The 21,547-nt window shown below is 71.6% G+C and carries 21 protein-coding genes; 14 read left to right on the top strand and 7 right to left on the bottom strand.

Annotated elements, in window-relative coordinates; translation table 11 throughout:
• Nucleotides 1-107: 107 nt before the first annotated feature.
• Nucleotides 108-455, bottom strand: a complete 348-nt coding sequence (locus ACH4U8_RS11560) for a DUF1330 domain-containing protein (RefSeq protein ID WP_360306534.1) — start codon at nt 453-455, stop codon at nt 108-110.
• A 236-nt stretch (nt 456-691) separates the two neighbouring features.
• Between ACH4U8_RS11560 and ACH4U8_RS11555 the strand changes: the two genes are divergently transcribed.
• Nucleotides 692-1,315 (top strand): glyoxalase, encoded by a 624-nt coding sequence (locus tag ACH4U8_RS11555; RefSeq protein WP_395777158.1) that lies wholly within the window; start codon nt 692-694, stop codon nt 1,313-1,315.
• A 190-nt stretch (nt 1,316-1,505) separates the two neighbouring features.
• Nucleotides 1,506-2,147 (top strand): TetR/AcrR family transcriptional regulator, encoded by a 642-nt coding sequence (locus ACH4U8_RS11550; RefSeq protein ID WP_395777156.1) that lies wholly within the window; start codon nt 1,506-1,508, stop codon nt 2,145-2,147.
• 19 nt (nt 2,148-2,166) lie between these two features.
• Here ACH4U8_RS11550 and ACH4U8_RS11545 read toward each other — a convergent pair whose 3' ends face one another.
• Nucleotides 2,167-3,405 (bottom strand): MFS transporter, encoded by a 1,239-nt coding sequence (locus ACH4U8_RS11545; protein ID WP_395777154.1) that lies wholly within the window; start codon nt 3,403-3,405, stop codon nt 2,167-2,169.
• 423 nt (nt 3,406-3,828) lie between these two features.
• On the opposite strand from ACH4U8_RS11545, the gene ACH4U8_RS11540 reads away from it, so the two are divergent.
• The 3 genes from ACH4U8_RS11540 to ACH4U8_RS11530 are packed head-to-tail and all read left to right on the top strand — an operon-like array spanning nt 3,829 to nt 9,555.
• On the top strand, nt 3,829-7,029 hold the full coding sequence (locus tag ACH4U8_RS11540; protein ID WP_395777152.1) for a type 2 lanthipeptide synthetase LanM family protein: 3,201 nt from the start codon (nt 3,829-3,831) through the stop codon (nt 7,027-7,029).
• Nucleotides 7,026-9,326, top strand: a complete 2,301-nt coding sequence (locus tag ACH4U8_RS11535) for a peptidase domain-containing ABC transporter (RefSeq protein WP_379989122.1) — start codon at nt 7,026-7,028, stop codon at nt 9,324-9,326. The genes ACH4U8_RS11540 and ACH4U8_RS11535 overlap by 4 nt, the downstream gene beginning before the upstream one ends.
• A gap of 16 nt (nt 9,327-9,342) precedes the next feature.
• Entirely contained in the window at nt 9,343-9,555 is a 213-nt protein-coding gene (locus tag ACH4U8_RS11530; protein WP_360306516.1) for a mersacidin/lichenicidin family type 2 lantibiotic, read from the top strand.
• A 58-nt stretch (nt 9,556-9,613) separates the two neighbouring features.
• Here the strand turns inward: ACH4U8_RS11530 and ACH4U8_RS11525 are convergent, their stop codons facing one another.
• The 3 genes from ACH4U8_RS11525 to ACH4U8_RS11515 are packed head-to-tail and all read right to left on the bottom strand — an operon-like array spanning nt 9,614 to nt 12,509.
• Nucleotides 9,614-11,287 (bottom strand): acyl-CoA dehydrogenase family protein, encoded by a 1,674-nt coding sequence (locus ACH4U8_RS11525; protein WP_360306513.1) that lies wholly within the window; start codon nt 11,285-11,287, stop codon nt 9,614-9,616.
• Nucleotides 11,278-11,925 carry a TetR family transcriptional regulator gene (locus ACH4U8_RS11520; protein WP_395777150.1) on the bottom strand — a complete coding sequence of 216 codons (648 nt, stop codon included), beginning with the start codon at nt 11,923-11,925 and terminating at the stop codon, nt 11,278-11,280. Before ACH4U8_RS11520 ends, ACH4U8_RS11525 begins: the two co-directional genes overlap by 10 nt.
• A 32-nt stretch (nt 11,926-11,957) precedes the next feature.
• Nucleotides 11,958-12,509 (bottom strand): CGNR zinc finger domain-containing protein, encoded by a 552-nt coding sequence (locus tag ACH4U8_RS11515; RefSeq protein WP_395777148.1) that lies wholly within the window; start codon nt 12,507-12,509, stop codon nt 11,958-11,960.
• A gap of 47 nt (nt 12,510-12,556) precedes the next feature.
• Here ACH4U8_RS11515 and ACH4U8_RS11510 point away from each other — a divergent pair, with 47 nt between their 5' ends.
• Complete coding sequence (locus ACH4U8_RS11510; RefSeq protein WP_395777146.1) at nt 12,557-13,573, top strand: EamA family transporter; 1,017 nt, start codon at nt 12,557-12,559, stop codon at nt 13,571-13,573.
• Here the strand turns inward: ACH4U8_RS11510 and ACH4U8_RS11505 are convergent.
• Both ACH4U8_RS11505 and ACH4U8_RS11500 read right to left on the bottom strand, forming a co-directional pair.
• The gene (locus ACH4U8_RS11505; RefSeq protein ID WP_395777144.1) at nt 13,518-13,703 is read right to left on the bottom strand and encodes a DUF397 domain-containing protein; all 186 of its coding nucleotides are present in this window, start codon (nt 13,701-13,703) and stop codon (nt 13,518-13,520) included. The two genes, ACH4U8_RS11510 and ACH4U8_RS11505, sit on opposite strands and share 56 nt — an antisense overlap.
• Before the next feature lie 107 nt (nt 13,704-13,810).
• Nucleotides 13,811-14,233: a nuclear transport factor 2 family protein gene (locus tag ACH4U8_RS11500; RefSeq protein ID WP_360306498.1), complete on the bottom strand. Its 423-nt coding sequence runs from the start codon at nt 14,231-14,233 to the stop codon at nt 13,811-13,813.
• A gap of 172 nt (nt 14,234-14,405) precedes the next feature.
• Between ACH4U8_RS11500 and ACH4U8_RS11495 the strand changes: the two genes are divergently transcribed.
• The 8 genes from ACH4U8_RS11495 to ACH4U8_RS11460 all read left to right on the top strand — a co-directional run bounded on the left by ACH4U8_RS11495 (nt 14,406) and on the right by ACH4U8_RS11460 (nt 21,516).
• Nucleotides 14,406-15,026: a TetR/AcrR family transcriptional regulator gene (locus ACH4U8_RS11495; protein ID WP_395777142.1), complete on the top strand. Its 621-nt coding sequence runs from the start codon at nt 14,406-14,408 to the stop codon at nt 15,024-15,026.
• Nucleotides 15,027-15,155: 129 nt separating this feature from the next.
• Nucleotides 15,156-15,647 (top strand): indole-3-glycerol phosphate synthase, encoded by a 492-nt coding sequence (locus tag ACH4U8_RS11490; RefSeq protein ID WP_360306492.1) that lies wholly within the window; start codon nt 15,156-15,158, stop codon nt 15,645-15,647.
• A 94-nt stretch (nt 15,648-15,741) separates the two neighbouring features.
• On the top strand, nt 15,742-16,764 hold the full coding sequence (locus ACH4U8_RS11485; protein WP_395777140.1) for a hypothetical protein: 1,023 nt from the start codon (nt 15,742-15,744) through the stop codon (nt 16,762-16,764).
• A 701-nt stretch (nt 16,765-17,465) separates the two neighbouring features.
• Complete coding sequence (locus tag ACH4U8_RS11480) at nt 17,466-18,773, top strand: ATP-binding protein (protein WP_360306487.1); 1,308 nt, start codon at nt 17,466-17,468, stop codon at nt 18,771-18,773.
• Complete coding sequence (locus ACH4U8_RS11475) at nt 18,770-19,171, top strand: roadblock/LC7 domain-containing protein (RefSeq protein WP_360306484.1); 402 nt, start codon at nt 18,770-18,772, stop codon at nt 19,169-19,171. Before ACH4U8_RS11480 ends, ACH4U8_RS11475 begins: the two co-directional genes overlap by 4 nt.
• The gene (locus ACH4U8_RS11470) at nt 19,168-19,536 is read left to right on the top strand and encodes a DUF742 domain-containing protein (RefSeq protein WP_360306481.1); all 369 of its coding nucleotides are present in this window, start codon (nt 19,168-19,170) and stop codon (nt 19,534-19,536) included. Before ACH4U8_RS11475 ends, ACH4U8_RS11470 begins: the two co-directional genes overlap by 4 nt.
• Nucleotides 19,517-20,125 (top strand): ATP/GTP-binding protein, encoded by a 609-nt coding sequence (locus ACH4U8_RS11465; RefSeq protein WP_360306477.1) that lies wholly within the window; start codon nt 19,517-19,519, stop codon nt 20,123-20,125. Before ACH4U8_RS11470 ends, ACH4U8_RS11465 begins: the two co-directional genes overlap by 20 nt.
• 158 nt (nt 20,126-20,283) lie before the next feature.
• Entirely contained in the window at nt 20,284-21,516 is a 1,233-nt protein-coding gene (locus tag ACH4U8_RS11460; RefSeq protein ID WP_395778189.1) for a cytochrome P450, read from the top strand.
• Nucleotides 21,517-21,547 lie beyond the last annotated feature (31 nt).

The following is a 21,547-nucleotide window of genomic DNA, read 5'->3' as shown; positions in this document are numbered from 1 at the left end:
GGGCCTCCAGGGTGGGGCGGGCGGCACATCGACCGCGGGTTAGCCAATGGCTAACCGGTCGAGAAGTCAAGGGCCTGCCCGCCGGACCACCCGACCGACCGTGATGGCTACTCCGCCGACAGTGCCTCGCGCATGCCCCTGGCCGTGGCGCCCGGGTCGTAGTCCTCGGGGACGCCCTCGACCAGAATGATGTCGCCCTTGATGTGCCGTGAGCGCAGCGGCGCGATCTCCCGGTACGCGGGTGAGTCCCACCAGGTCCGCGCCTCGGCGATCCCGGGGAAGCCGATCATCACGACGCTTCCGGACCAGCGGCCCTCCATGACCTCGTGCGGCGTGACGTGCACGAGAAAGCGGCCACCGTACGGCGCGAAGGTGGCGGGCAGTCGCTCGATGTAGTCGGCGATCTCCGGGTGCGGGGCGGCGTCTTGCAGGCGGGCGATGGCGTAGGCGGTCATGCTGCGCTCCTCGGTTTCGTTCCACTCGGTGGTCGTTCTCTCCGGTGACCCCAAAACCAGGGACACGGGAACGACGGGGAATCGGTCACGCATAGGTACTTGCCACGTGTGCTCGCGGCCGTGGCCGGAGCTCCCGTCGACCCGACGGTCGAATCGATCGGTCGAATCGATCGGTCCATCCGATCGATCAGGATTCGAGAAGCTCGGGTCGGGGGGTCGCGCCTAGCGTGGTGGGCATGGCAATCACCTCGGTAACCCTCGACGTGGCCGACCCTTCGGCCGCCCACCGCTTCTACACCACCGCGTTCGGTCTGCACACGCAGCTCCGTCTGCGGGCCTCGGACGCGCCCTCGACCGGCTTCCGCGGGTTCGTCATGGCGCTCACCGTGGCCCAGCCGGCCGACGTCGACGCCCTGATCGACGCGGCTCTCGACGCCGGCGCCATCTCGCTCAAGCCCGCCGCGAAGTCGCTCTGGGGGTACGGCGGGGTCGTCCAGGCACCGGACGGGACGATCTGGAAGGTCGCCACCTCGGCGAAGAAGAACAGCGGCCCCGCCACCCGCGACATCGACGAGATCGTGCTCCTGCTGGGCGTCGCGGACGTGATCGCGAGCAAGCGGTTCTACGTGGACCAGGGCCTGGTCGTGGCGAAGAGCTTCAGCCGCGTCTACGTCGAGTTCGCCGCCGGGTCGAGCCCGATCAAGCCGGCCCTGTACCGGCGCCGCGCGCTGGCCAAGGACGTCGGCGTCCCCGCCGACGGCACCGGATCACACCGCCTCACCATCGCCGGCACCACCGAACCCTTCACCGACCCGGACGGCTACGCCTGGGAGGCCGCCGTCCCGGTGCCCACTGCCTGAACCGGCAGCCGCCGACCGGTTCGGCCCAGGCCCGGCCGGCGCGGATGCCATGGCCGGCCACAGCTCCCGAACACGGTCGCGGGTGGGCGGTTTTCGGCCGCTCCGTGCGTATCGGCCGGTCCGGCAGTGGGCCGGGGCGGCGCGTCGGAGACAATGGCCGAACGGTCGGGTGACATGAGGGGGTGGGGCGGTGCCGCGGTCAACCTCGGCCAACGAGGAAATGCGCGAGCGCTCGCGCCGGCGCATCCTCGACGCCGCGCTCGTGGTCTTCGCCGAGCGCGGCTACACCGGCGCGACCATCTCCCAGATCGCCGCCCGCGCCGAGGTCGCCCGGGGCCTGGTCACCTACTACTTCGCGACCAAGGACGAATTGCTGGAAGCGTTGTTGTCCGAGGCGTTGCAGACCATGTACGGGGCGACCGCGCCGCCGCCGGGCGAGCGGACCGCCGACGAACGCCTGGCCGGTCTGATCGACCGCACGCTGCAGGGCGCCGCAGCCGGCGTCGACGTGCAACGGCTCCTGTTGTCACTGATGTTGCAGCCGGCCACCCGGGCCACGTACGCCAAGGCCGAGCAGGCGAACATGGCCGCGTTGGAGCAGGCGGAGGATCGTATCCGGGCGATCTTCGCCGAACGCGGCGCGGCCGACCCCGGCGCCGAGGAGGCCACGCTGCGCAGCGTCCTGGAGGGCGTGATCTTCAAGCTGGCCGTCTACCCCGAGACGTACCCGCTGGCCGCGGTCCGCGCCCGGCTGTTCCGGATGTACGACCTCCCGATCACCGAACCGACCCCACCCCGCCCGGCGGAGCGGCTGCGCACCTCGGGCCTTTAGCGCCGGCTGCCGGCACCCCTCAGCCGATCGGGTTCACCGCCTCTTCCCTGGCCTTGGGCGGCACGCTCTCGCGGCGCGGGAGCAGCAGTGGGGTGGCCAGGAGGAGCAGGCCGGCGGCGGCGATCGCGGTGCGTGGGCCGGTGACGGCGGCCAGCAGGCCCCAGCCGGCGGTCAGGGCCGCGATGCCGATGCTGGTGCTGACCGACCAGGCGGCCAGGGTGCGGGCGACCCGGTCGGGGGCGGTGTGTTCGAGCCGGTGGGTGGCCAGTACCGGGTTGAACAGGCCGCAGCAGGTCACCAGGCCGAGTTGCACGACGATGACCAGGACGATCCCGGGCAGGCCGGGCCGGACGAAGGCCAGGCCCAGCGGCCAGCACGCGCGCAGCGCGCCGGCGGTGCGAAGCACCCGGTGCCGTCCGTACCGGGCCACGAGTGGCTGCGCGAGGCGGGCACCGAGCAGGCCGCCGATGCAGGGGGCGGCGAACACGAGCCCGTACTGCCAGGGTGCGAAGCCGAGATCGCGCAGCATGAGCACGGCGAGCAGCGGTTGGGAGGCCATGATCAGGCCGTTGACCACGATCGTGTTGAGGTACAGCGGGCGCAGCGCGGGTCGGGTCAGGATGTGCCGCCACCCCTCGGGGAGGTCACGCGCACGCAACCGCGGTGCGGCGGTGCGTGGTTCCGTCCCGCCGATGGAGCGGATGCCCAGCGCCGAGAGCAGGTGGCTGACCGCGTCGGCGATCACGGTCGTCACCGGGCCGAACACGCCGATCGCGGCGCCGCCGAGCGGGGGTCCGACGATGGTCGCGGTCCATGTCGTGGACTCGAAGCGGCTGTTCGCCACGAGCAGGTCCGCCGGCTGCACCAGCGTCTTCAGATACGCGCCGGCGGCGGCCTTGAAGGCGATGTCGGCGGCGGCGACGACGACGGACACCACGAGCAGTTGGGCGAAGCCGAGCCGGCCGAGCGCGAACGCGGCGGGCACGCTCATCAACGCCGCGAACCGGATCAGGTCCATCGCCACCATGACCTGCCGCTTGCGCCGGAACTCCACCCACGGGCCGAGCGGCACCGCCACCAGCGCCCCCACCGCCCGCCCGGCCGCGGCCAGCGCCGCCACCTGCCCCGGCCCGGAGTCCAGCACGAGGACCGCGATCAGCGGAAACGCGCCGAATCCGAGCGAGGTGCCGTACGCGCTGACGGCATACGCGGCCCACAACCGCCCGAACCTCGGCCCCAGCGCCCGCCGACCCGCCATACCCCACGCACCCCTCGCCGCCCCGACCCGCGACCGCGGACCATCGGCATCCAAGCGAGTGGCGGGCGACGAGAGCAAACAACCTGCCGGCGGGCGGACACAACCATCGGTTGTACGCGACGCCGGCCGGGGGGCGAATCCGGACACCGCGCCGCGATCCGGCGGACATCCCGACCCGGTCGCATCGGGCGACGTGGGGCACAAGTCGCCTCGGCTCGTCGCCTCTGCGGGTGCCGCCGAGCGTCGTGCACAGGCTCAGGGCTCGGGACTCAGCACGCGGGGCTCAGGACCCAGGGCTCACCTTCGGGTGATCTTCGGTCACCGTCGGTGCAGTTTTTTGTTGACTGGACAGCCATCCAATTGAAAACATGAGCCCGCGCATCGGGCTGGTGCGTCTGTGACCGTTGGCGCCTGGGGGCCCTCATGCCGGATGTCACCGTCTCGTCCCACGCACCGCACGGGTTGCCCGTGTTGGGCGCTCCGGCGTGGGCGCGGGCGTTGAATCTGGTCGAGCGCGCGGCGCTGGGCGGCGAGGCCGCCGGGAACGCCGAGGAGCGGGCGCTCCGCCGACTGGCCCGCTGGCGCGGCGCCGACCCGGGATGGTTGGCGGAGCGCTTGGCGCTGCTCGGTGACGGGTGGGACGAGGCCGGGTTGTTCGCGCTGTTGGCCGAGCCCACCGAGCAACTGGCCGACCGGGCCGGGCGGGTGCCCCAATGGTGGCAGGCCCTGGAACGGGTGCTGGACCGGGACGAACCGGCGTGGGGCCCCGCGCAGGGTTGGCGCGGCGGGGTCGTGTCGATCGTGCGCCCCTTCGTGGCCGACGCACTGGACCGGCTGCGCGCCGAGTTGCCCCCGCAGAGCGCGGACGCGTTGTGCGGCGACATCGGCGAGGCGCTGAGCAGGTCGCTCGTGGTGGCCGCGTTGCGCACGCTGGTCCTGGAACTCAACGTGATGCGGGTCGGCGGCCGGCTCTGCGGGGACACCCCGGGAGAACGCTTCGGGTCGTTCGTCGAGCAACTCGCCACCCGGGCCGGACGCGAGGCGTTGTTCTTCGAATACCCGGTCCTGGCACGGCTGTCGGCCCGGCGTACCGATCAGACGGTCACCGCCGTGACGGAGGTGTTCCGGCGTCTGCGGGCCGACCGCGAGGCGATCGGGTCCGCCCTGTTCGGCGGGCGGGACATCGGAGACCCCGTCTCGATCGTGCTCGGTGGTGGGGACACCCACGGGGGTGGCCGGGCGGTGGCCGTGTTGCGGTTTCGGGGTGGGGAGCGGCTGGTCTACAAGCCGCGGCCGATGGGGGTGCACGTCCGCTTCCGCGAGGTGTTGGCGTGGTTCGACGAGCGGATCGGCGGGATGGGACTGCGGGTTCCCGCCGCGCTGGATCGTCTCGCGTACGGGTGGATCGAGTTCGTCGAGCCCGCCGAGTGCCGCTCGGCTGCCGAAGTCGGGGACTACTACCGGCGGTTGGGTGCCCTGCTGGCCCTGCTGCACGCGGTCGAGGGCGCCGATTTCCACTACGAGAACCTGATCGCGCACGGTGCGCAACCGGTGCTCCTGGATCTGGAGGGGCTGCTGCATCCGCACCGGCTGCTCGGCGTGGACGACCGGGATCCGGCGGCCGAGGTGCTGATGTCGTCGGTGTTGCGGGTGGGGCTGCTGCCCATCGTGCTGTCGGGCGAGCTCGGCGAGTTGGACATGGGCGGGGTCGGTGGGGATCGCGGCGCCGCGCTGCCGTTCGCGGCGCCCGACTGGGAGGATCTGGGCACCGACACGATGCGCCTGGTGCGGACCCGATCCGTCTTCGAGGGCGCGGACAACCGGCCGACGCTGGCCGGCGGTCCGGCCGAACCGACCGACTACGTGGATGAGTTGGTCGAGGGTTTCCGCGCCGGGTACGGCGTCCTCGCTCGATGTCGTGACGAACTGCTGGGCGAGAGCGGATTGTTGGCGAGATTTGCCGGGTTGCAGGTGCGGGCGATCCTGCGACCGACCCAGGTCTACGCGACGCTGTTGGACGAGGGCACCCATCCGGATCTGCTGCGGGACGCGCTGGATCGGGATCGTTTCCAGGACTTCCTGTGGGCACTGTCGCGACCGGACCCGCAGTTCGCCCGCCTCGTGCCCTACGAACAGGCGGATCTGTGGGAGGGCGACGTGCCGATCTTCGGTGCCCGGCCGGACTCGCGTGATCTGTGGACCGGCCGGGGCGAGCGGCTCGCGGGCTACTTCGCGCAGAGCCCGCTGGAACGTGCCCGGGCCAAACTGGCCGGCTTCGGTCCGGCCGACCGGGACCGCCAGGAGTGGGTGATCCGGGCCTCCCTGGCCACCCGGCCCAAGGTCGGGGCGGTCGAGCGAACATACGACCGTACCTGCCCGGCGACGACCGAAAACCATCCCTCGGCCGCCCCCGCCGCGGCCGCGTGCCTGGAGTCGGCCGCCCGGATCGGCGACCGGCTGGCCGCCTCGGCGATCCGGCAGGGGGATCGGGTCTCCTGGTTGGGGCTCACCCGGATCGGGGACGCCGGCTGGCAGGTGGCGCCGACGGGCGGCGGTCTGTACGACGGTGCCGTCGGCATCGCGGTGTTCCTGGCCAGGCTCGGCGCGCTCACCGGCGAGCGACGTCATCTCGACCTCGCGGTCCGGGCGTTGTGGCAGTTGCCCCGGCTGCTCGACGGGCCGGCTGCGGCCCTCGGCGGCGCCGCGGGCTTCGCCGGGCTGCCCGGGGTGGCGTACGCATTGACGCACATCGGCGCGTGTGCGGGCGAGGATCGGGTGCCGCCGCCGGCCGACGTGGTCCGGCTGATCGCGCGGGGGTCGACCCGGGACGGCGCGTACTCGCCGGATGTGCTCGGCGGCGACGCGGGCACCATCGCAGCGCTCCTGGCCGTGCACGCGCGCACCGGCTCGGCGCAGGCGCTGGAGATCGCCCTGGACCGTGGCGCCCGGCTGATGACACGTGCCGAGGCCCGGGCCGAGGGCCTCGCCTGGCGGCACGAGGCGCATCCGGCTCCCCTGCTCGGGTTCTCGCACGGCGCGGCGGGCATCGGCTGGGCCCTGGCCAGACTCGCGGCGGTCACCGGTGACGGTGCGATGTGGGAGGCCGCGCTGGCCGCGTTCGCCTACGAACGTGCCGAATATCGGCCGGAGTGGCGCAACTGGCCCGATCATCGGCGCGACCCACGTGCCCCGGACGCGCCTCTCTCGCACATGTACGGCTGGTGCCACGGCGCGCCGGGCATCGGTCTGGCCCGGGCCGACGTCCTGGGCCTGCGGGAGATACCCGTGCTGCGCGAGGATCTGCGGCTCGCGTTGTCCGCGACCGTGCACGGCGCGCACGTCCCGACCGCGCACTGCCTGTGCCACGGCACGCTCGGCAACGCCGAACTCGTGCTCGCGGCCCGCGAACGCGGACTCCACGACGGTCCGGACCCGATCGCCTTCGCCGCGGCCGCGATCGGGGAGGACCCGCGCTGCGGTACCCCCGGGCACGTGGAGACCCCGGCGCTGATGACCGGCCTGGCCGGGATCGGCTACGGGCTGCTGCGCCTGGCGGACCCCGAGCGGGTGCCCTCGCTCCTGCTGCTCCGGCCGCCGCGGGAGAACCGCGGGAGCGTGCGGTGAGCACGTCGAACACTCCACTCGGCACCGCGCCGTCGCGCCACCGATCGGGCCTGCTGTTGCCGGCGATCGCGCGGTTGTTCACCTGGTTGCGGCGGCGGACCCGGCGGGTGCCGTTGCGCCAACAACTCACCGATACCGAATGCGGCATCGCCTGCCTGGCGATGATCGCCTCGTACTTCGGCCGGCACACCACCACCGCCGACGGCCGGCGACTGCTGGAGGCCGGGCGCGACGGTCTCTCGGTCGGCCGGCTGATCGAGGTGGCCGGGGAACTCGGGCTGTCCGCACGGGTCGAGCGGGCCGAACCGGACCGACTGCCGCCGGGTCCGCTGATGTTGTTCTGGCGCAAACGGCATTTCGTGGTGTTGGAACGGCGCACGGCGAAATGGGCCTACCTCGCCGATCCGGCCGACGGACGCATGCGCGTCTCGCACCCGGAGTTCGCCGCCGACTACAGCGGCATCCACCTGCGCCTCACCCCGGCGCCCGGGTTCACCCGCCGGCTGGGACGGCCGCGCGACTGGCCGATGTCGCGCTACCTGCGGGACGTGCTGGCGGTGCCCGGCACCCGAAAGCCGATGGCGGCAATCCTGCTCGCCTCGGCCGCACTCCAGGGCGTGGGCCTGGCCCTGCCGTTGGCCACCGCCTACGTGGTCGACACCCTGCTGCCGGACGGACGCCACGATCTGCTGCCGGTCCTGATCGCGGGCGTGGCGATCGTCGCGCTCGCCCAGGCGATCACGGCCCTGACCCGAGGCTGGGTCGTGGTGACGCTGCGCACCCGGGCCAACGCGGTGCTCACCCCCGGCTTCATGACCCATCTGCTGCGCCAACCGCTGCCGTTCTTCCTGCGCCGCTCGCGCGGCGACCTGCTGCTGCGCCTGGCCAGTGTCACCACGGCGCGCGAGGCACTGACCGGCCAGTTGCTCATGGTGGCGCTCGACGCGTCGATGCTCGGTTGCTATCTGATCGGGCTGGCCGTACTCGCACCCGAGTACGTCCTGGTCACCCTCGCCCTGGGCGGGCTGCAACTGGCCGTGATCATGGGCAGCTACGGTCGGCAGGGCAGACTCGCGCAGCGCGAACTCACCGCGATGTCCCGCGAACAGGGCTATCTGGTCGAGACGTTGGACGCCGTGTTGCCGGTGAAGGCCAACGGGGCAGAGGGCCGGGCGCTGCGCCGCTGGAGCGCCCTGTTCGAGGTGCACCAGCAGACGAGCCTGCGGCGCGGGCGCACCTCCGCCGCCGTGGACGCCGCGCTGGGCACGCTCCGGGTGATCTCGCCGCTGGTGCTGTTGACCGTCGGCGTCGGGCTGGTCCTGAACGGCGCGATGCCGGTCGGCGTGATGCTCGCCGCGAACGCCGTCGCCATCGCGGTACTGGAGCCGTTGAACTCGCTCGCCGGCGCCGGTCAGTCCCTGCAACTGGTCCGGGCACAGGTGGAACGCATGTACGACGTGCTGGACTCGGAGCCGGAGCGCGGCGGGGACGAACGGCTGCCCGGTCGCGGACCGATCGGTGTCGCGCTGACCGGGGTCACCTTCGGCTACGACCGCGAGGCCGCGCCCGTGCTGAGCGACATCTCGCTCGCGCTGCCCCCCGGACGCAAGATCGGGGTCGCCGGGCGCACCGGTTCGGGCAAGAGCACGCTGGCGCTGCTCGTGCTCGGACTGCTCCGGCCCGATCGGGGTGAAGTCCTGCTCTCCGGCGTGCCGTTGGAGCGGCTCGATCTGCGTGCGCTGCGGACGCACTGCGGTGCCGTGCTCCAGGACCTGTCCCTGTTCGACGGCAGCATCGCCGACAACATCGCGCTCGGCAGCCCGGAGTCGACCCGGTCCGAGGTGGAGCACGCGGCCGAACTCGCGGGCCTGCACGAGGACGTGCGGCGGATGCCGATGGGCTACGAGACGAACGTCGGCGAAGGCGGCGTGGCGCTGTCGGCCGGGCAGCGGCAGCGGGTCGCGCTGGCCCGCGCCCTGGTGCACCGCCCGCGGCTGCTGATCCTGGACGAGGCGACCAGCCACCTGGACCCGGCCACCGAACGCGCCGTCGACGCGGCGCTCAACCGGCTGGAGATCACCCGACTGGTCGTCTCGCACCGGCTGTCCGCGATCGAGAACGCCGACGAGATCCTCGTGCTCGACGCGGGCCGCATCGTCGAACGCGGCCGGCACCCCGAACTGCTCGCCCTGGGCGGGCACTACGCCGACCTGTTCGGCCCACATTCCACCGGAGCGCCGGCAACCCCGGCTCGCTCCGGAGGCGACGGCGCGACCAGCGCCGTTCTCACGCCCTGAGAAGGAAGGACCGTCCATGAGCAACCCGAACGACATCGACGAGCTGATCCGCGCCTGGAAGGACGAGGATCTGCGCGAGGAACTGCCCGGCGTCGTGCACCCGTCCGGTGACATCGACCTGACCATGATCTCCGGCGGCGACGTGCACACCGGCAAGTTCGCCCGGAGCACCTGGCTGCTGTCCGGCCCGCTCTGCGCGACCGTGTCCTTCGCGGCCGGTTGCTGGTAGCCGACACGCACGAAAGGCGGCCTCCCGGCACGGCGGGAGGCCGCCCCCGCTCCCCCGGTCAGTCCGTGCGTCCCGGCAACCGGTCCAGGATGGGGGCGAGGTCGAGGCCGGCGGGCAGGGTGCCGAAGGTCAGGCCGCGTTCGGGGGTCAGTCGGGAGGCGCAGAAGGCGTCGGCGACGGCGGTCGGCGCGTGCCGGACGAGCAGGGAGCCCTGGAGGACCAGGGCCATGGATTCGGCCAGCCGGCGGGCCTGCGGTTCGAGGTCCCGGGTCGGTACCAGTTCGTCGCGGAGCGCACGCCAGGCGGTGTCCAGGCGGCTGTCGGCACCGGACGCGGCGTCGATTTCGGCGGCGAACGCGGCGAGCGACTCGGGTTCGCGGTGCAGGGTGCGCAGGACGTCCAGGGCCTGGACGTTGCCGGAGCCCTCCCAGATGCCGTTGAGCGGCGCGTCACGGTAGAGCCTGGGCAGGCCCGAGGCTTCGTCGTAGCCGTTGCCGCCCAGGCATTCCAGCGCCTCGACGACGGCCGCGGGCTGGCGCTTGCACACCCAGTACTTGGCCACCGCGATGGCCGTGCGCAGGAAGGCGCGTTCGTGCGTGTCGCCGCGTCGGGACCGGTCGACGGCGCCCGCGAGGCGCAGCGCGAGCGTGCTCGCGGCCTCCGACTCCACGCCCAGGTCGGCGATCACGTTGCGCATCAGCGGCTGGTCGATCAGCTTGCGGCCGAACACCGAGCGGTGCCGCACGTGGTGGGCGGCCTGGGCGAGGGCGGCCCGGGTGCCGGACGCGGAGCCGAGCACGCAGTCGAGCCGGGTCATGGTGACCATGTCGATGATGGTGCGCACGCCGTGGCCCTCGGCGCCGACCAACCACGCGACGGTGTCGTCGAACTCGGGTTCGCTGCTGGCGTTGCTGCGGTTGCCGAGCTTGTCCTTGAGGCGCTGGATGCGGAAGGTGTTGCGGCTGCCGTCCGGGAGCACCCGAGGCACCAGGAAGCAGGACAGGCCGCCGGGCGCCTGCGCGAGCACCAGGAACAGGTCGTTCATCGGGGCGCTGGTGAACCACTTGTGGCCGCGCAACCGCCAGGTGCCGTCGGCGTGTTCGGTGGCGGTCGTGGTGTTGGCGCGGACGTCGGTGCCGCCCTGCTTCTCGGTCATGCCCATGCCGGCGAGCAGGCCGCGCTTGGCCGCGGGCGCGCGCAGGCCCGGATCGTAATCGCGGCTGGTGAGCAACGGCTCGTAGAGCGCGGCCAGTTCGGGGGTGGCGCGGAGCGCGGGCACGATCGCGTAGGTCATCGAGACGGGGCAACCGTGCCCGGCCTCGGCGGTGGTCCACACCATGAATCCGGCCGCGCGGGCCACGTGCGCGCCCGGGCGCGGATCCGCCCAGGGGGCCCCGGCCAGGCCCTCGCGGACCGCGACGTCCAGCAAGTGATGGTAGGCGGGGTGGAATTCGACCTCGTCGATGCGGTTGCCGTAGCGGTCGTGCGTGCGCAGTTCCGGCTCGCAGCGGTTGGCCTGCTCCGCCCAGCGCTGCACCTCCTCGCTGCCCGCGAGCCGGCCGACCCGGTGCAGGTCCGCCTCGTACCACTGGGCACCCTCGCGTGCGATGCCCTCCAACAGCACCGGATCGTCGGCGACGTCGTGTCCGACCAGCGGTGGGGCCTGGTTGCTCACCTCGTGGGTGCGCGCCGTGGGGTTGCTGCGCGGCGCGGGCGTTGCCGTCACGGGCATCGGGAACCTCCTGGATCGATCGGACGTGCGTCGACGCGGGCGCCCGCGCAGCGCAGGGACATCGCGGTCAATGCGGCCACGAGGTCCTCGACGGCCTCCTCGGCCGGTGCGGCCAGTGGGTCGATCAGCACCTCGCCGATGGCGCCGGTGAGGGCGGCGGCGGTGACCTCCGGGTCCTGGGCCGGCATCAGGCCGGCGGCCATGCCCTCGCGGACCACCTGCGCGAAGAGGTCCCGGTAGCGGCGGCGGAACTCCAGTCGTTGCTCGCCCACGGCGGGTTCGGCGGGTGCGGCCAGCAGTGCGTAGGCCAGGCCGCGGCGTTCCAGGGCGCGGCGGGCGAACACCGCGACGCCGTGCGCGAGCCGAGCCGCGGCGTCGCCGTCGCCGTCGTGCAGGACCCGGCCCAGGACCTCCAGTTCGCGCCCGGAGGCCCGGCGGAAGACCTCGACCGCCAAGGCGGCCTTGGACGGGAAGTGCTGGTAGACCGAGCCGGCCGAGATGCCCGCGGCGGCGGCCACCGCGGTCACCGAGGCGTTGGCCCACCCCAGCTCGGCGACCACGGTGGTGGCCTGCTCGACCAGGTGCTCGCGGGCCGCGTTCAGGCGGTCGCGTTCGGCCGGTGTCTTGCGGTAGGCCATGCAAGCAGTGAACCACCATTCGGAGCTTCGGATCAAGGCCCGTCCGCTTGCCGCGCGCCGAGGCGGGCGCGGTAGGCGGCCACCGCGTTGCGGTTGGCGCACGTAGTGCTGCAATAGCGGCGGGAACGGTTGCGGGTGAGGTCCAGGACGATGCCCTCGCAGCCCTGGTCCGCGCACAGGAACAGCCGGGACGATTCGTCGACGCGCACCACGTCGGTCATCGCCATCGCGGTCTCCACGATCACCCGGGTGGCCAGCGGCGCGTCCGCGGACACCGCGTGCAGATGCCAGTCCTGGTCGTCGTGCCGAACGAGCTGCGGGAGCGCGCGGGCCTCGGCGAGCATCGTGTTCACCAGGCTCGCGGCGTGCTCGCGGTCGGCGGTCAACAACTCCCGCAGCACGGGCCGCAACGCCCGAAGGCTCGCGAGTTCGGCGGCATCGCCGTCCCGGCGTCCGGTGTAGCCGTGCTCGATGTACCAGGCCCGCAACTCCCGGACGGTGGTGAGGGTGTCCGACCCCCGCGCACTGTTGGTCAGCGCCACGGCTGCCTGGAGGGCGGACTCGGTGTCATGACCAAAAATCATTTTGACATCTTACATAGCGCCTCGTAATGTCATGGTCTATGACCCATATGGCCGATGACGTGTCGTGCGTACGCACCTCCTCCGGCGCCCTCGGCGGCGGCCTCTTCCTCGCCGTCGTCTCCGCGGCGTCCTTCGGCCTGTCGGGATCGTTGGCCCGCGGGCTGCTCTCGTCCGGCTGGAGTCCGGGAGCGATCGTGCTGGCCCGGGTCGGCCTCGCCGCGCTCGTGGTGGCGCCGTTCGCGGCCGTGTCCCTGCGCGGCCGCGTTCGGCAACTGCGCGCGCAGGCGCACGTGGTGCTGGTGTACGGCGTATTGGGGTTGGCCGGAGCGCAGTTCTGCTTCTTCTCCGCGGTCGCCGAGATGGACGTCGCGCCGGCCTTGCTGATCGAGTACACCGCCCCGGCCGCCGTCGTGGTGTGGTTGTGGGTGCGCCGGGGCCAACGACCGCGCCCGTACACGCTGACCGGCGCCGGCCTGGCCGCCGCCGGCCTGGTCCTGGCCGTCGACCTGCTCTCCGGCGCCGACCTGGCCTGGTCGGGCGTGGCCTGGGCGCTCGGGGCGATGGTGGGTCTGACGGCGTACTTCCTCATCTCGGCGGACACCGACACCGGCCTGCCGCCGGTGGCCCTGACCGGCGCCGGTCTCGTGCTCGGCACCATCACCCTGCTCGCCCTCGCGGCCGTCGGACTGTTGCCGATGCACGCCACGCTCGAACCGGCCGAGTACACCACCGGCCGCGTGCCCTGGTGGTTGCCGGTACTCCTGCTCGGCCTGGTCACCGCCGCCCTGGCCTACACCACGGGAACCGCCGCGAGCCGCCGACTCGGCTCACGCACGGCCTCGTTCGTCGCCCTGTTGGAAGTCGTCGCCAGTGTCGGCTTCGCCTGGCTGCTGATCGACGAGACGCCCACCGCCGCCCGGACGACCGGCGGCCTCCTGATCATCGGCGGCGTCGTCCTGGCAGGGCTCGACGACCGCCGACCCGGCGCGGCGGGGGCAAATGCCGCGCTCAGCCCCGCGATCGTCGGGTATCGGTCAGGAACGCGGTCCAGGTCGAGTCGGTGAAGGTGAGCCGGCGAGCGGCGGGCCAGAGCTTGGAATCGCCGACCTCGACGCCCTTCTCGCGCCGCAGCCGAGCTTCGACGCAGTTGCTCGTGGCGCTGTAACTGCTCTTGCGTCGCGGGAACTTGCTCACGGAAGCCTCCGATGGTCGAGCGGTTCGAGGTACACAATCACGTAGTTGCCCACGAACCACACCGCTCCAAGACCCGCGTCCCGCCGGCACCGCTGCGGCCGACCCGCCTACGACACGTCCCGGGCCCACACGCCGTCCAACGGCACCCGGCGGGCGTGGACCTTGCGGTGGCTGATTCGCCAGCCGTCGTCCGTGGTGACGACGGTGTCCTCGTACGTCACGCTGCCGCACGTGCCGTCGACGTTGATGCCGAGGCCCTTGGAGCGGGCCGTCACCTCGGTGTCGGAGATCGGGGTCAGCACGATGTTGGTGACGTGGTGCGCGACGGGGTTGCCGGCGCCGAGTGCGTGTGCGGCCCGACGGATGCCGTCGAGCCCCTCGATCGCGGCTCCGCCCAGGTCGGTGACGTCGTAGACGATGTCGGCGGTGAACAACTCGTCGAGGCGCAGGAGTTCGCCCGCGTCGATCAGGTGTCCGTGCAGGGCGATCAGGTCGGTGATGGTGACGCGGTCTTCGGCGTTCAGTGCCACGGTCGTTCCTCTCGCGGATGCGGTGAGCGGTCAGGGGTCACGGAGGTCACGGCGTCGAGGGGTCACGGGTCGAGGGGTACATGGGTGCATGCAATCGGGGAGTTCCCCGTTTTCCGAGTGCTAGGTTAACCGGGGAAGTCCCTGGTTGACCGTGAAGACAGGGCGGTGCGGCATGGCGGACACGGAAAACCCGGCAGCGGGGACACCGCGCCGCACCCGCGCCGACGCGGCCCGCAACGCCCGGCGGCTGGTCGCGGCAGCCAAGGAACTCTTCGACGCGCACGGCCCAGACGCGGCGCTCGACGACATCGCCAAGCGGGCCGGCGTCGGCAACGCCACGCTGTACCGACACTTCCCCACCCGCAGCGAACTGCTCGCCGCCGTCTACGCGGACGAAGTCGCCGCGCTCTGCGAAAAGGGCACGGCACTCGCCCAGGCACCGACCCCACCCGCCGAGGCGTTGTTCGTCTGGCTCGGCGCCTTCATCGAACACGTCGCGGACAAACGCCCGCTGGCCCTGGCCGCCACCCACGACGCGGCGCACCAGCGCACCGAACTGTTCGACCGTTGGCACCGCGGTCTGCGAGCCGCAGCCGAGCCGCTCCTGATCCGGGCCCAGGCCGCCGGTGCCGTGCGCCGCACCGTCACGACCGACGACCTGCTCGCCGTCGCCGGCGGCCTGTGCATCGCCGGCGGCAGCGCCGACGAGGGCCGCCGCCTGCTGGGCCTGGTGCGCGAGGGCCTCGAAGTGCCCACGAACATCGCCCCCGATTCCGCCCTCGATACCGCCTGACCGAGACCGCGGCCGCTCGGGGCAACGCGCCGGGGACGAGGTTGCGGGAGCGCCGCCTCGCGAGCGGTCGGTGTCGGTATCGTTACTCCCCGTCCGCGCCGGTCCGGGTGCGCCGAGGGAAGGTCTGCCGTGTTCACGAGCGTCCTGATGGTCGAGCAACCGTTGTCCGCACTGGATGTCGAGTTCGTCACCGGCCTGCACGACGAGGCGATGTCGTTCGTCGTCCTGATGAACCCTCGGGGTGCGGAGGACCGACTCCTGCGCACCATCGACGATGTCGTGCTCGGAGAGTTGGAGGAAGCCGCCCACGAGGGTGACGAACCCGAGGGCCGGGACTCCCTGCGCCCCGCCGCGCTCGCACTGGAACACACCCTCCGGCTGCTGCGCGAGGCCGGCTCCGAGGCGGTCGGCCAGGTGGTCGAGGGCCACCCGCTGGACCTGCTGCGATCGGTGGTGGACCAGGTCGGCGCGGACGAGGTGATCGTGTTGACCGCCCCGCACCTGGTCGAGGAGTTCTTCCACCGGGACTGGGCCGCCCGGGCCCGACACAAGGTGGGCGTCCCGGTGCTGAAGCTCTACGCCCACAGCGACGACGAGAACGAGGACGACGGGCAGGGGTGATCCGCCGGGCCCGGTCCGGGGGAGACTCGAACGGGAAGGGCGGACCTTGACCACCCGACGGGAATTCCTCGGCGGCGCCGGCACCGTCGGCGCCGTGACGCTCCTCGGTAGCGCCCGCGCCTCGGGCGACCCGGGTCCGCCGGCGCAGCAACTCCGGGCCCGCAACGCGATCTTCGCCATCGACACGGACACCCGGGCGCACTACGACGTGCTCCGAGCCGAGCTGATCCGACATCTCACCCCCGTCATCGTCGTCCAGAACGACTACCGGGGCGGCCGATACACCCTCGTCCACAACGTCGAACACGAATCCGTGCACCCGGTATCCGACGTCTTCGAGCTGGCCAAGTCGATCGCCCACGCGCCGCTGGGCATCCACTCGATCATCGCCCCGTACCTGAACCCCCGGATCCCGGATCGCCCCGGCTCGGCCCGCCTGGACCCGCACGACCTGGCCATGGTCGCCTTCAAAGGCCCCGGAACGACCGGCTGGCAGGCCCCGCTCCAGTCCTTCGCCGGCACCCTGGCCACCGCCCGCCGACAACTCGGCGACGCCCACCTGGCACCGGAGTTGGCAGCGGCGAGCACCCGGATCCTGGACAGGTCGCTCGAATTCGTCGACGCGTGCCTGCGCCGCCGCTCCGTCGACACGACGTCGTTCGAGAGCTACACGAGCCGGCTGACCGACGACATCGGCACCAACATCCAACACGCGGCACAGGCCCAGATCGAGGGCGTCGAAGCCCTGCTGACCCGCTGGCGGGAGCGAGTCGGCCCGGCGGATTGGCCCGGCCTGTACGTCGTCGTGTTGTCGATCTGGACGACCTCCGCCCTGAACCAGAACTCGATCATCATCAGGCGCTTCATGGACCCCGCAACGGCCGACTCGCACCTGATCGACCTGCCGACCGCCCAACCCCCCGCCGACCCCGTCTTCGTCGCCCTCGACAACCTGGCCCGAATCGTCCAGGACAACGTCGCGGCGGAGGCGGTGTTCCCCGCGGACCACACCCTGGCGAACGCGTTGAAGGGCCCGGAGGACCTGATGGCCCAGGCAATCCTGTCCCGCCTCGCCTGCCCCCACCGAGGCAACACCACGACATGCACCCCGCGATGAGACCCGGGCGCCCGCCGGGACGGCCTGTTCGGCGGCTTCGTGCAAGGCCGGCAATCGACCCCGGGCCCCGGTGACAACACCCGACGCACCCGTGTCGGGCCTCGTGCCATTTCGGGAGGATCCGGGTGTGGGTCCGAATCCCCGGCATTCGTCGGGAAGTTGTGTCGATCGGGTCGCCAATGCGTGAACATCCTCACAACAACTTCCCCGGCTGCACGACGGTCGTGGATGTCGGGGTCCGCCGGTCGGGGTCTCGTGTCGCCGCCGATCTCGCGACCTGCCCGAAATTCGGTGGGTGCAATGGCCGCAATGCTCCGAATGACCGTTGGATTCAAGCCATTTCCCACGTTCGTCCGACCGGCGTTCCGAAAATTCGTCCCCGCCGACAGGCGCATCGAATTCGGTCGCCATGGCTCGATATACCGGACATATAACTCGATCCCGGGAATGGTCACCCACGTGTAGTCGACGTGAAAGAAGAAGTGTCGTCGTGCCCCGGAACGGGGAAGTCGACGCCACTACACTCGCTACGCCCCATCGACGAGAGAGCAGCGGAGAGTGATATGTGCAGCGGGCGGGTCGCGCACTCCGCGACACGCCGGACGGAGACCGCGTGGCGTGCCTCGCGTACCCGGTCGACGCCGAAATCGACTCGCTGCGCGTGCCGTTGCCCGCCTGATAGCGCGACGAGGACCGTGGGAATGAACTTTGTACAGGACCCCGCACTCTGGTACGGGGTGGCCGGCACCTGTGCCGCGGCCGTCTACGTGGCCCGCAGCCGAATAACCGTCAGGGACCTGAGGGAGAGGAATCGCCTGCTGGCCGAGGATGTGCGCATGCGCGACGACGAGATCGACAACGTCGTCCGGGTGTTGCTGCCGGCCCTGGTCGAGACCGGGGAACGACTGAAGGGATCGCTGCTCCGGCACGAGGAGTTGCGCGCCACCCCCTACGCGCAGGGCATCGAGACGGTCGTGGAGATGTTCACCACCGCCGTCGAGGACGCTCGCGATCGCGCCGACCATTCGGCCAAGAACGCGTTGAAGGCCGCCATGCGCACCCTCCAGGCGCTCGCCGGCGAACAGCAGGTGGCGATCTCCGACATGCAGAACAACTACGTCGACGCGCAACTGCTCCAGGATCTCCTGGCGATCGACCACATGAACTCGCAATTCGGCCGCCGGGCCCAGGTGATCGCCGCGCTCTGCGGCGGGTGGACCGGCCGCCAGCGCGCCGCCGCACCGCTGTACGACGTCATGCGCGGCGCGAAGGGTCGCATCCGCGACTACCTCCGGGTGGAGATCCGGATGCAGTCCAATGTCGCCGTCATCGGCCGAGCTGTCGAGCCGGTCGCCCTCGCGGTGGCCGAACTCCTCGACAACGCCGCCAGTTACTCCCCGCCGCACACCACGGTCGAGATCAACTTCCAGACCGTGCCCAACGGGGTGTGCATCATGGTCGACGACGCGGGCGTGGGCATGCACGAGGAGGCCCGGCAGAACGCGGCCCGCTACCTCGACGCCAGTGAGCCGGTCGGCATCACCCGGCTGGGCCACCCGCCCCAGTTCGGCTTCCCGGTGATCGGCATGCTCGCCGCCCAGTACGGCTTCACCGTGTCGGTGGACACCCGATCGCCCTACGGCGGCATGCGCGCGGTGGTGATGTTGCCCTCCGGGCTGCTCACCACCGCCGTCGACGCGGAGCCCGCCTCGGTGCCCGCGCAGCGTCGCGTCGCCCGCGTCCCGCGCGCCGGGACCGGCGAATCCCGGCCGGTCGCACCCGCGGCCGCCGCTCCCGTCGCCGACGAAGGAACCGCCGCCCTGGACGGAGAACTGCCCCAGCGCCGCCGCCGGGCCCCGCTGCCGGTCGACCGCACGCACCAACCGGCGCCGACGGACGCCCCCGACCGATCGGACGCGGAGACCGCGGGGCTGATGGGCGCGTTCCTGCGCGGAACCCGCTCCGGCCGCGTTCCCGATACAGACGACAAAGGGCAAGAAAACCGATGAACAACGAGCTGGCCTGGATACTCAACGACGCCCTCAAGGTCCCGGAGGCCCGGCACGCCATCCTGTTGTCCGCCGACGGGATATTGCGGGCGCACTCCGACGGGATATCCCGGGACGAAGCCGATCGGCAGGCCGCGGCGCTGTCCGGACTCCAGTCCATCAGCCGGAGCACGGCGGAGTTCATCGGCGATTCCGAGACGCCGTGGCGTCAGACCCTCGTCGAGTTCGGCGACGGCTTCATCTTCCTCGTGGCGGCCGGCCCCGGCGCCTATCTGGCTGTATCGGCCACGCAGAACGTGGACATGGAGATCATCACGTTCCGCATGCAACAGCTCGTGCGCCAACTCGGAAAGGAAATGACCAGCCCGCCCCGACGGAATGCGGACCATTCGGTATGACCAACGATCCCACGGCGAAATCCGATGCCCCGGACTTAGTCCGCCCCTACGTCATCACCCGCGGCCGCGGCCACCCGACCCGCGAGGGCCTGGACCTGGTCAGCCTGGTGATCGCGTTGCCGGGCGACGAGTCGCCGCACATCCTCGACCCCGAGAGCACCCGCCTGCTCGCCCTGTGCCGCGGCGGGATCCTCTCCGTCGCCGAGGTCGCCGGACACCTGCAACTCCCCATCGGCGTGGTCAAGGTATTGCTGTCCGACCTGATGGACACCGGCCTGGTGGCCACCCGCCGCCCCATCCCCAGCGCCGAGTTGCCCAAGACCCAACTGCTACAGGAGGTGCTGGATGGACTCGCCCGTCTCTAGCGGCGCCGGCACCGACGTCTACCTGGCCGACTCCGTCAAGGTCGCGGCGAAGATCCTGGTGGTCGGGCACTTCGCCGTCGGCAAGACGACCTTCGTCGGAACCATGTCGGAGATTCGCCCCCTCACCACCGAGGAGACGATGACGCAGGCCGGCGCGCACATCGACGACCTGACGGGCGCGGGCCGCAAGACCACCACCACGGTGGCCCTGGACTTCGGCCGACTCACCCTCAGCGACCGACTCGTGCTCTACCTCTTCGGCACGCCCGGGCAGCAGCGTTTCGCCCAGGTGTGGAAGGACATGACGCTCGGCGCGCTCGGCGCCCTGGTCCTGATCGACCCCGAGCGCTTCGACCAATCCTTCGACGTGATCGGCCTGTTGGAGGAGTACGACGTGCCCTACGCCGTCGCCATCAACCGGTTCGACGGCGGCGTCGAACATCCCCTGGAGAAGCTGCGCGCCGCGCTCGACCTGCTGCCGGACACGCCGCTGGTCACCTGCGACGCCCGCGACCGCGCCTCCTCGACGGAGGCCCTGATGGCCCTCGTCCGCTACCTCCAGCTTCGGGCATCCAAGGAACTCGCGTGAACACTGGCCCATACGATCCGCCGGCCCCCTCGTCCGGCGGTCACCCCTCCCCGCCTCCGGGTTGCCCCGCGCACCACGCCGGCGGGGCCGTTCCCCTGTACGACAAGACGTTCTCCGCCGACCCGCGCGCCGTGTACGAAGACCTGCGCCGACAGGGCGTGGCGGCGCCGGTGGAATTGGCGCCCGGCGTCGAGGCGATGCTGGTCACCGACCACGCCGCCGCGCTGCGCGTCCTGCACTCCCCGGAGTTGTTCGCCAAGGACCCCCGACGCTGGCTCGCGCTGGCCGACGGCCGGGTTCCCGAGGACAGCCCGGTCGTGCCGATGATGATGTATCGGCCGAACTGTCTGTTCTCCGACGGCGCCGAGCACCTGCGGCTGCGCCAGGCGGTGACCGACAGCCTCGACCGGATCGACCCGTACCAGTTGCGCCGGTTCGTCGAACGCAGCTCGGACTACCTGGTCGACCAGTGGGCGGGCACCGGCACCGTCGACCTGCTGAACTCCTACGCCAAGACCCTGCCCCTTCTGGTGTTCAGCGAACTCTTCGGCAGCCCGCCCGAGTTGGGCGACCGCCTGGTGGCGGGCATCGCGGGCATCTTCGACGCCGTCGGGGACGCGGACGCGGCCAATCAGATGTTGACCGGAGCCCTGGTCGAACTCGTCGCGCTCAAACGCGAAGAGCCCGGCTCGGACGTCACCTCGTGGCTGATGGCGCACCCCAACCGGCTCACCGACGAGGAGATGATCCACCAACTCGTCATGCTGATGAGCGCCGGCACCGAACCACAGCGCAATCTGATCGCCAACGGACTGCGACTGATCCTCTCCGACGAGCGGTTCTCGGCCAGCCTGTTCGGCGGCGGAGCCTCCGTCGAGGACGCGCTCGACGAGGTGTTGTGGGCCGACCCGCCGATGGCGAACTACGCGGTGCACTATCCGGTGCGGGACGTCGACCTGGCCGGCGTCGCGCTCGGCCGGGGCACCCCGGTGGTGATCAGCTTCGCCGCCGCCAACAGCGATCCCGCACTGTTCGCGAACGGCCGTCGCCCGAGCAACCGTTCGCACCTGGCCTGGAGCGCCGGACCGCACGCGTGCCCGGCCAAGGACTCCGCCTGGCTGATCGCCACCGCCGCGATCGAGAAGCTGCTCAATCGCCTCCCCGACCTCGAACTCGCGGTCCCGGCGGCCGAATTGGACTGGCGTCCCGGCCCCTTCAACCGAGCGCTCACCGCGCTGCCGGCCCGCTTCACGCCGATCGCGCCGCGCCGGGCACCCGCGCCGGCCGACCCGGCGCCCGCACGCCCCGCCACCGCCCCCGAGCGCCCGGACCCCGGTGCGCGCAAGGGCGGCGTGTGGAGCTCGTTCCTGAACTGGTGGCGAGGCCAATAGTCACACCCTGACCCGCCGTGCCAGGCGGGTG

The organism is Embleya sp. NPDC020886, assembly GCF_044333915.1.
In the GTDB taxonomy this organism is placed as follows: Bacteria; Actinomycetota; Actinomycetes; order Streptomycetales; family Streptomycetaceae; genus Embleya.
The sequence above is the reverse complement of the archived record's forward strand: the minus strand, read 5'-3'. Positions and strand labels throughout refer to the sequence as shown.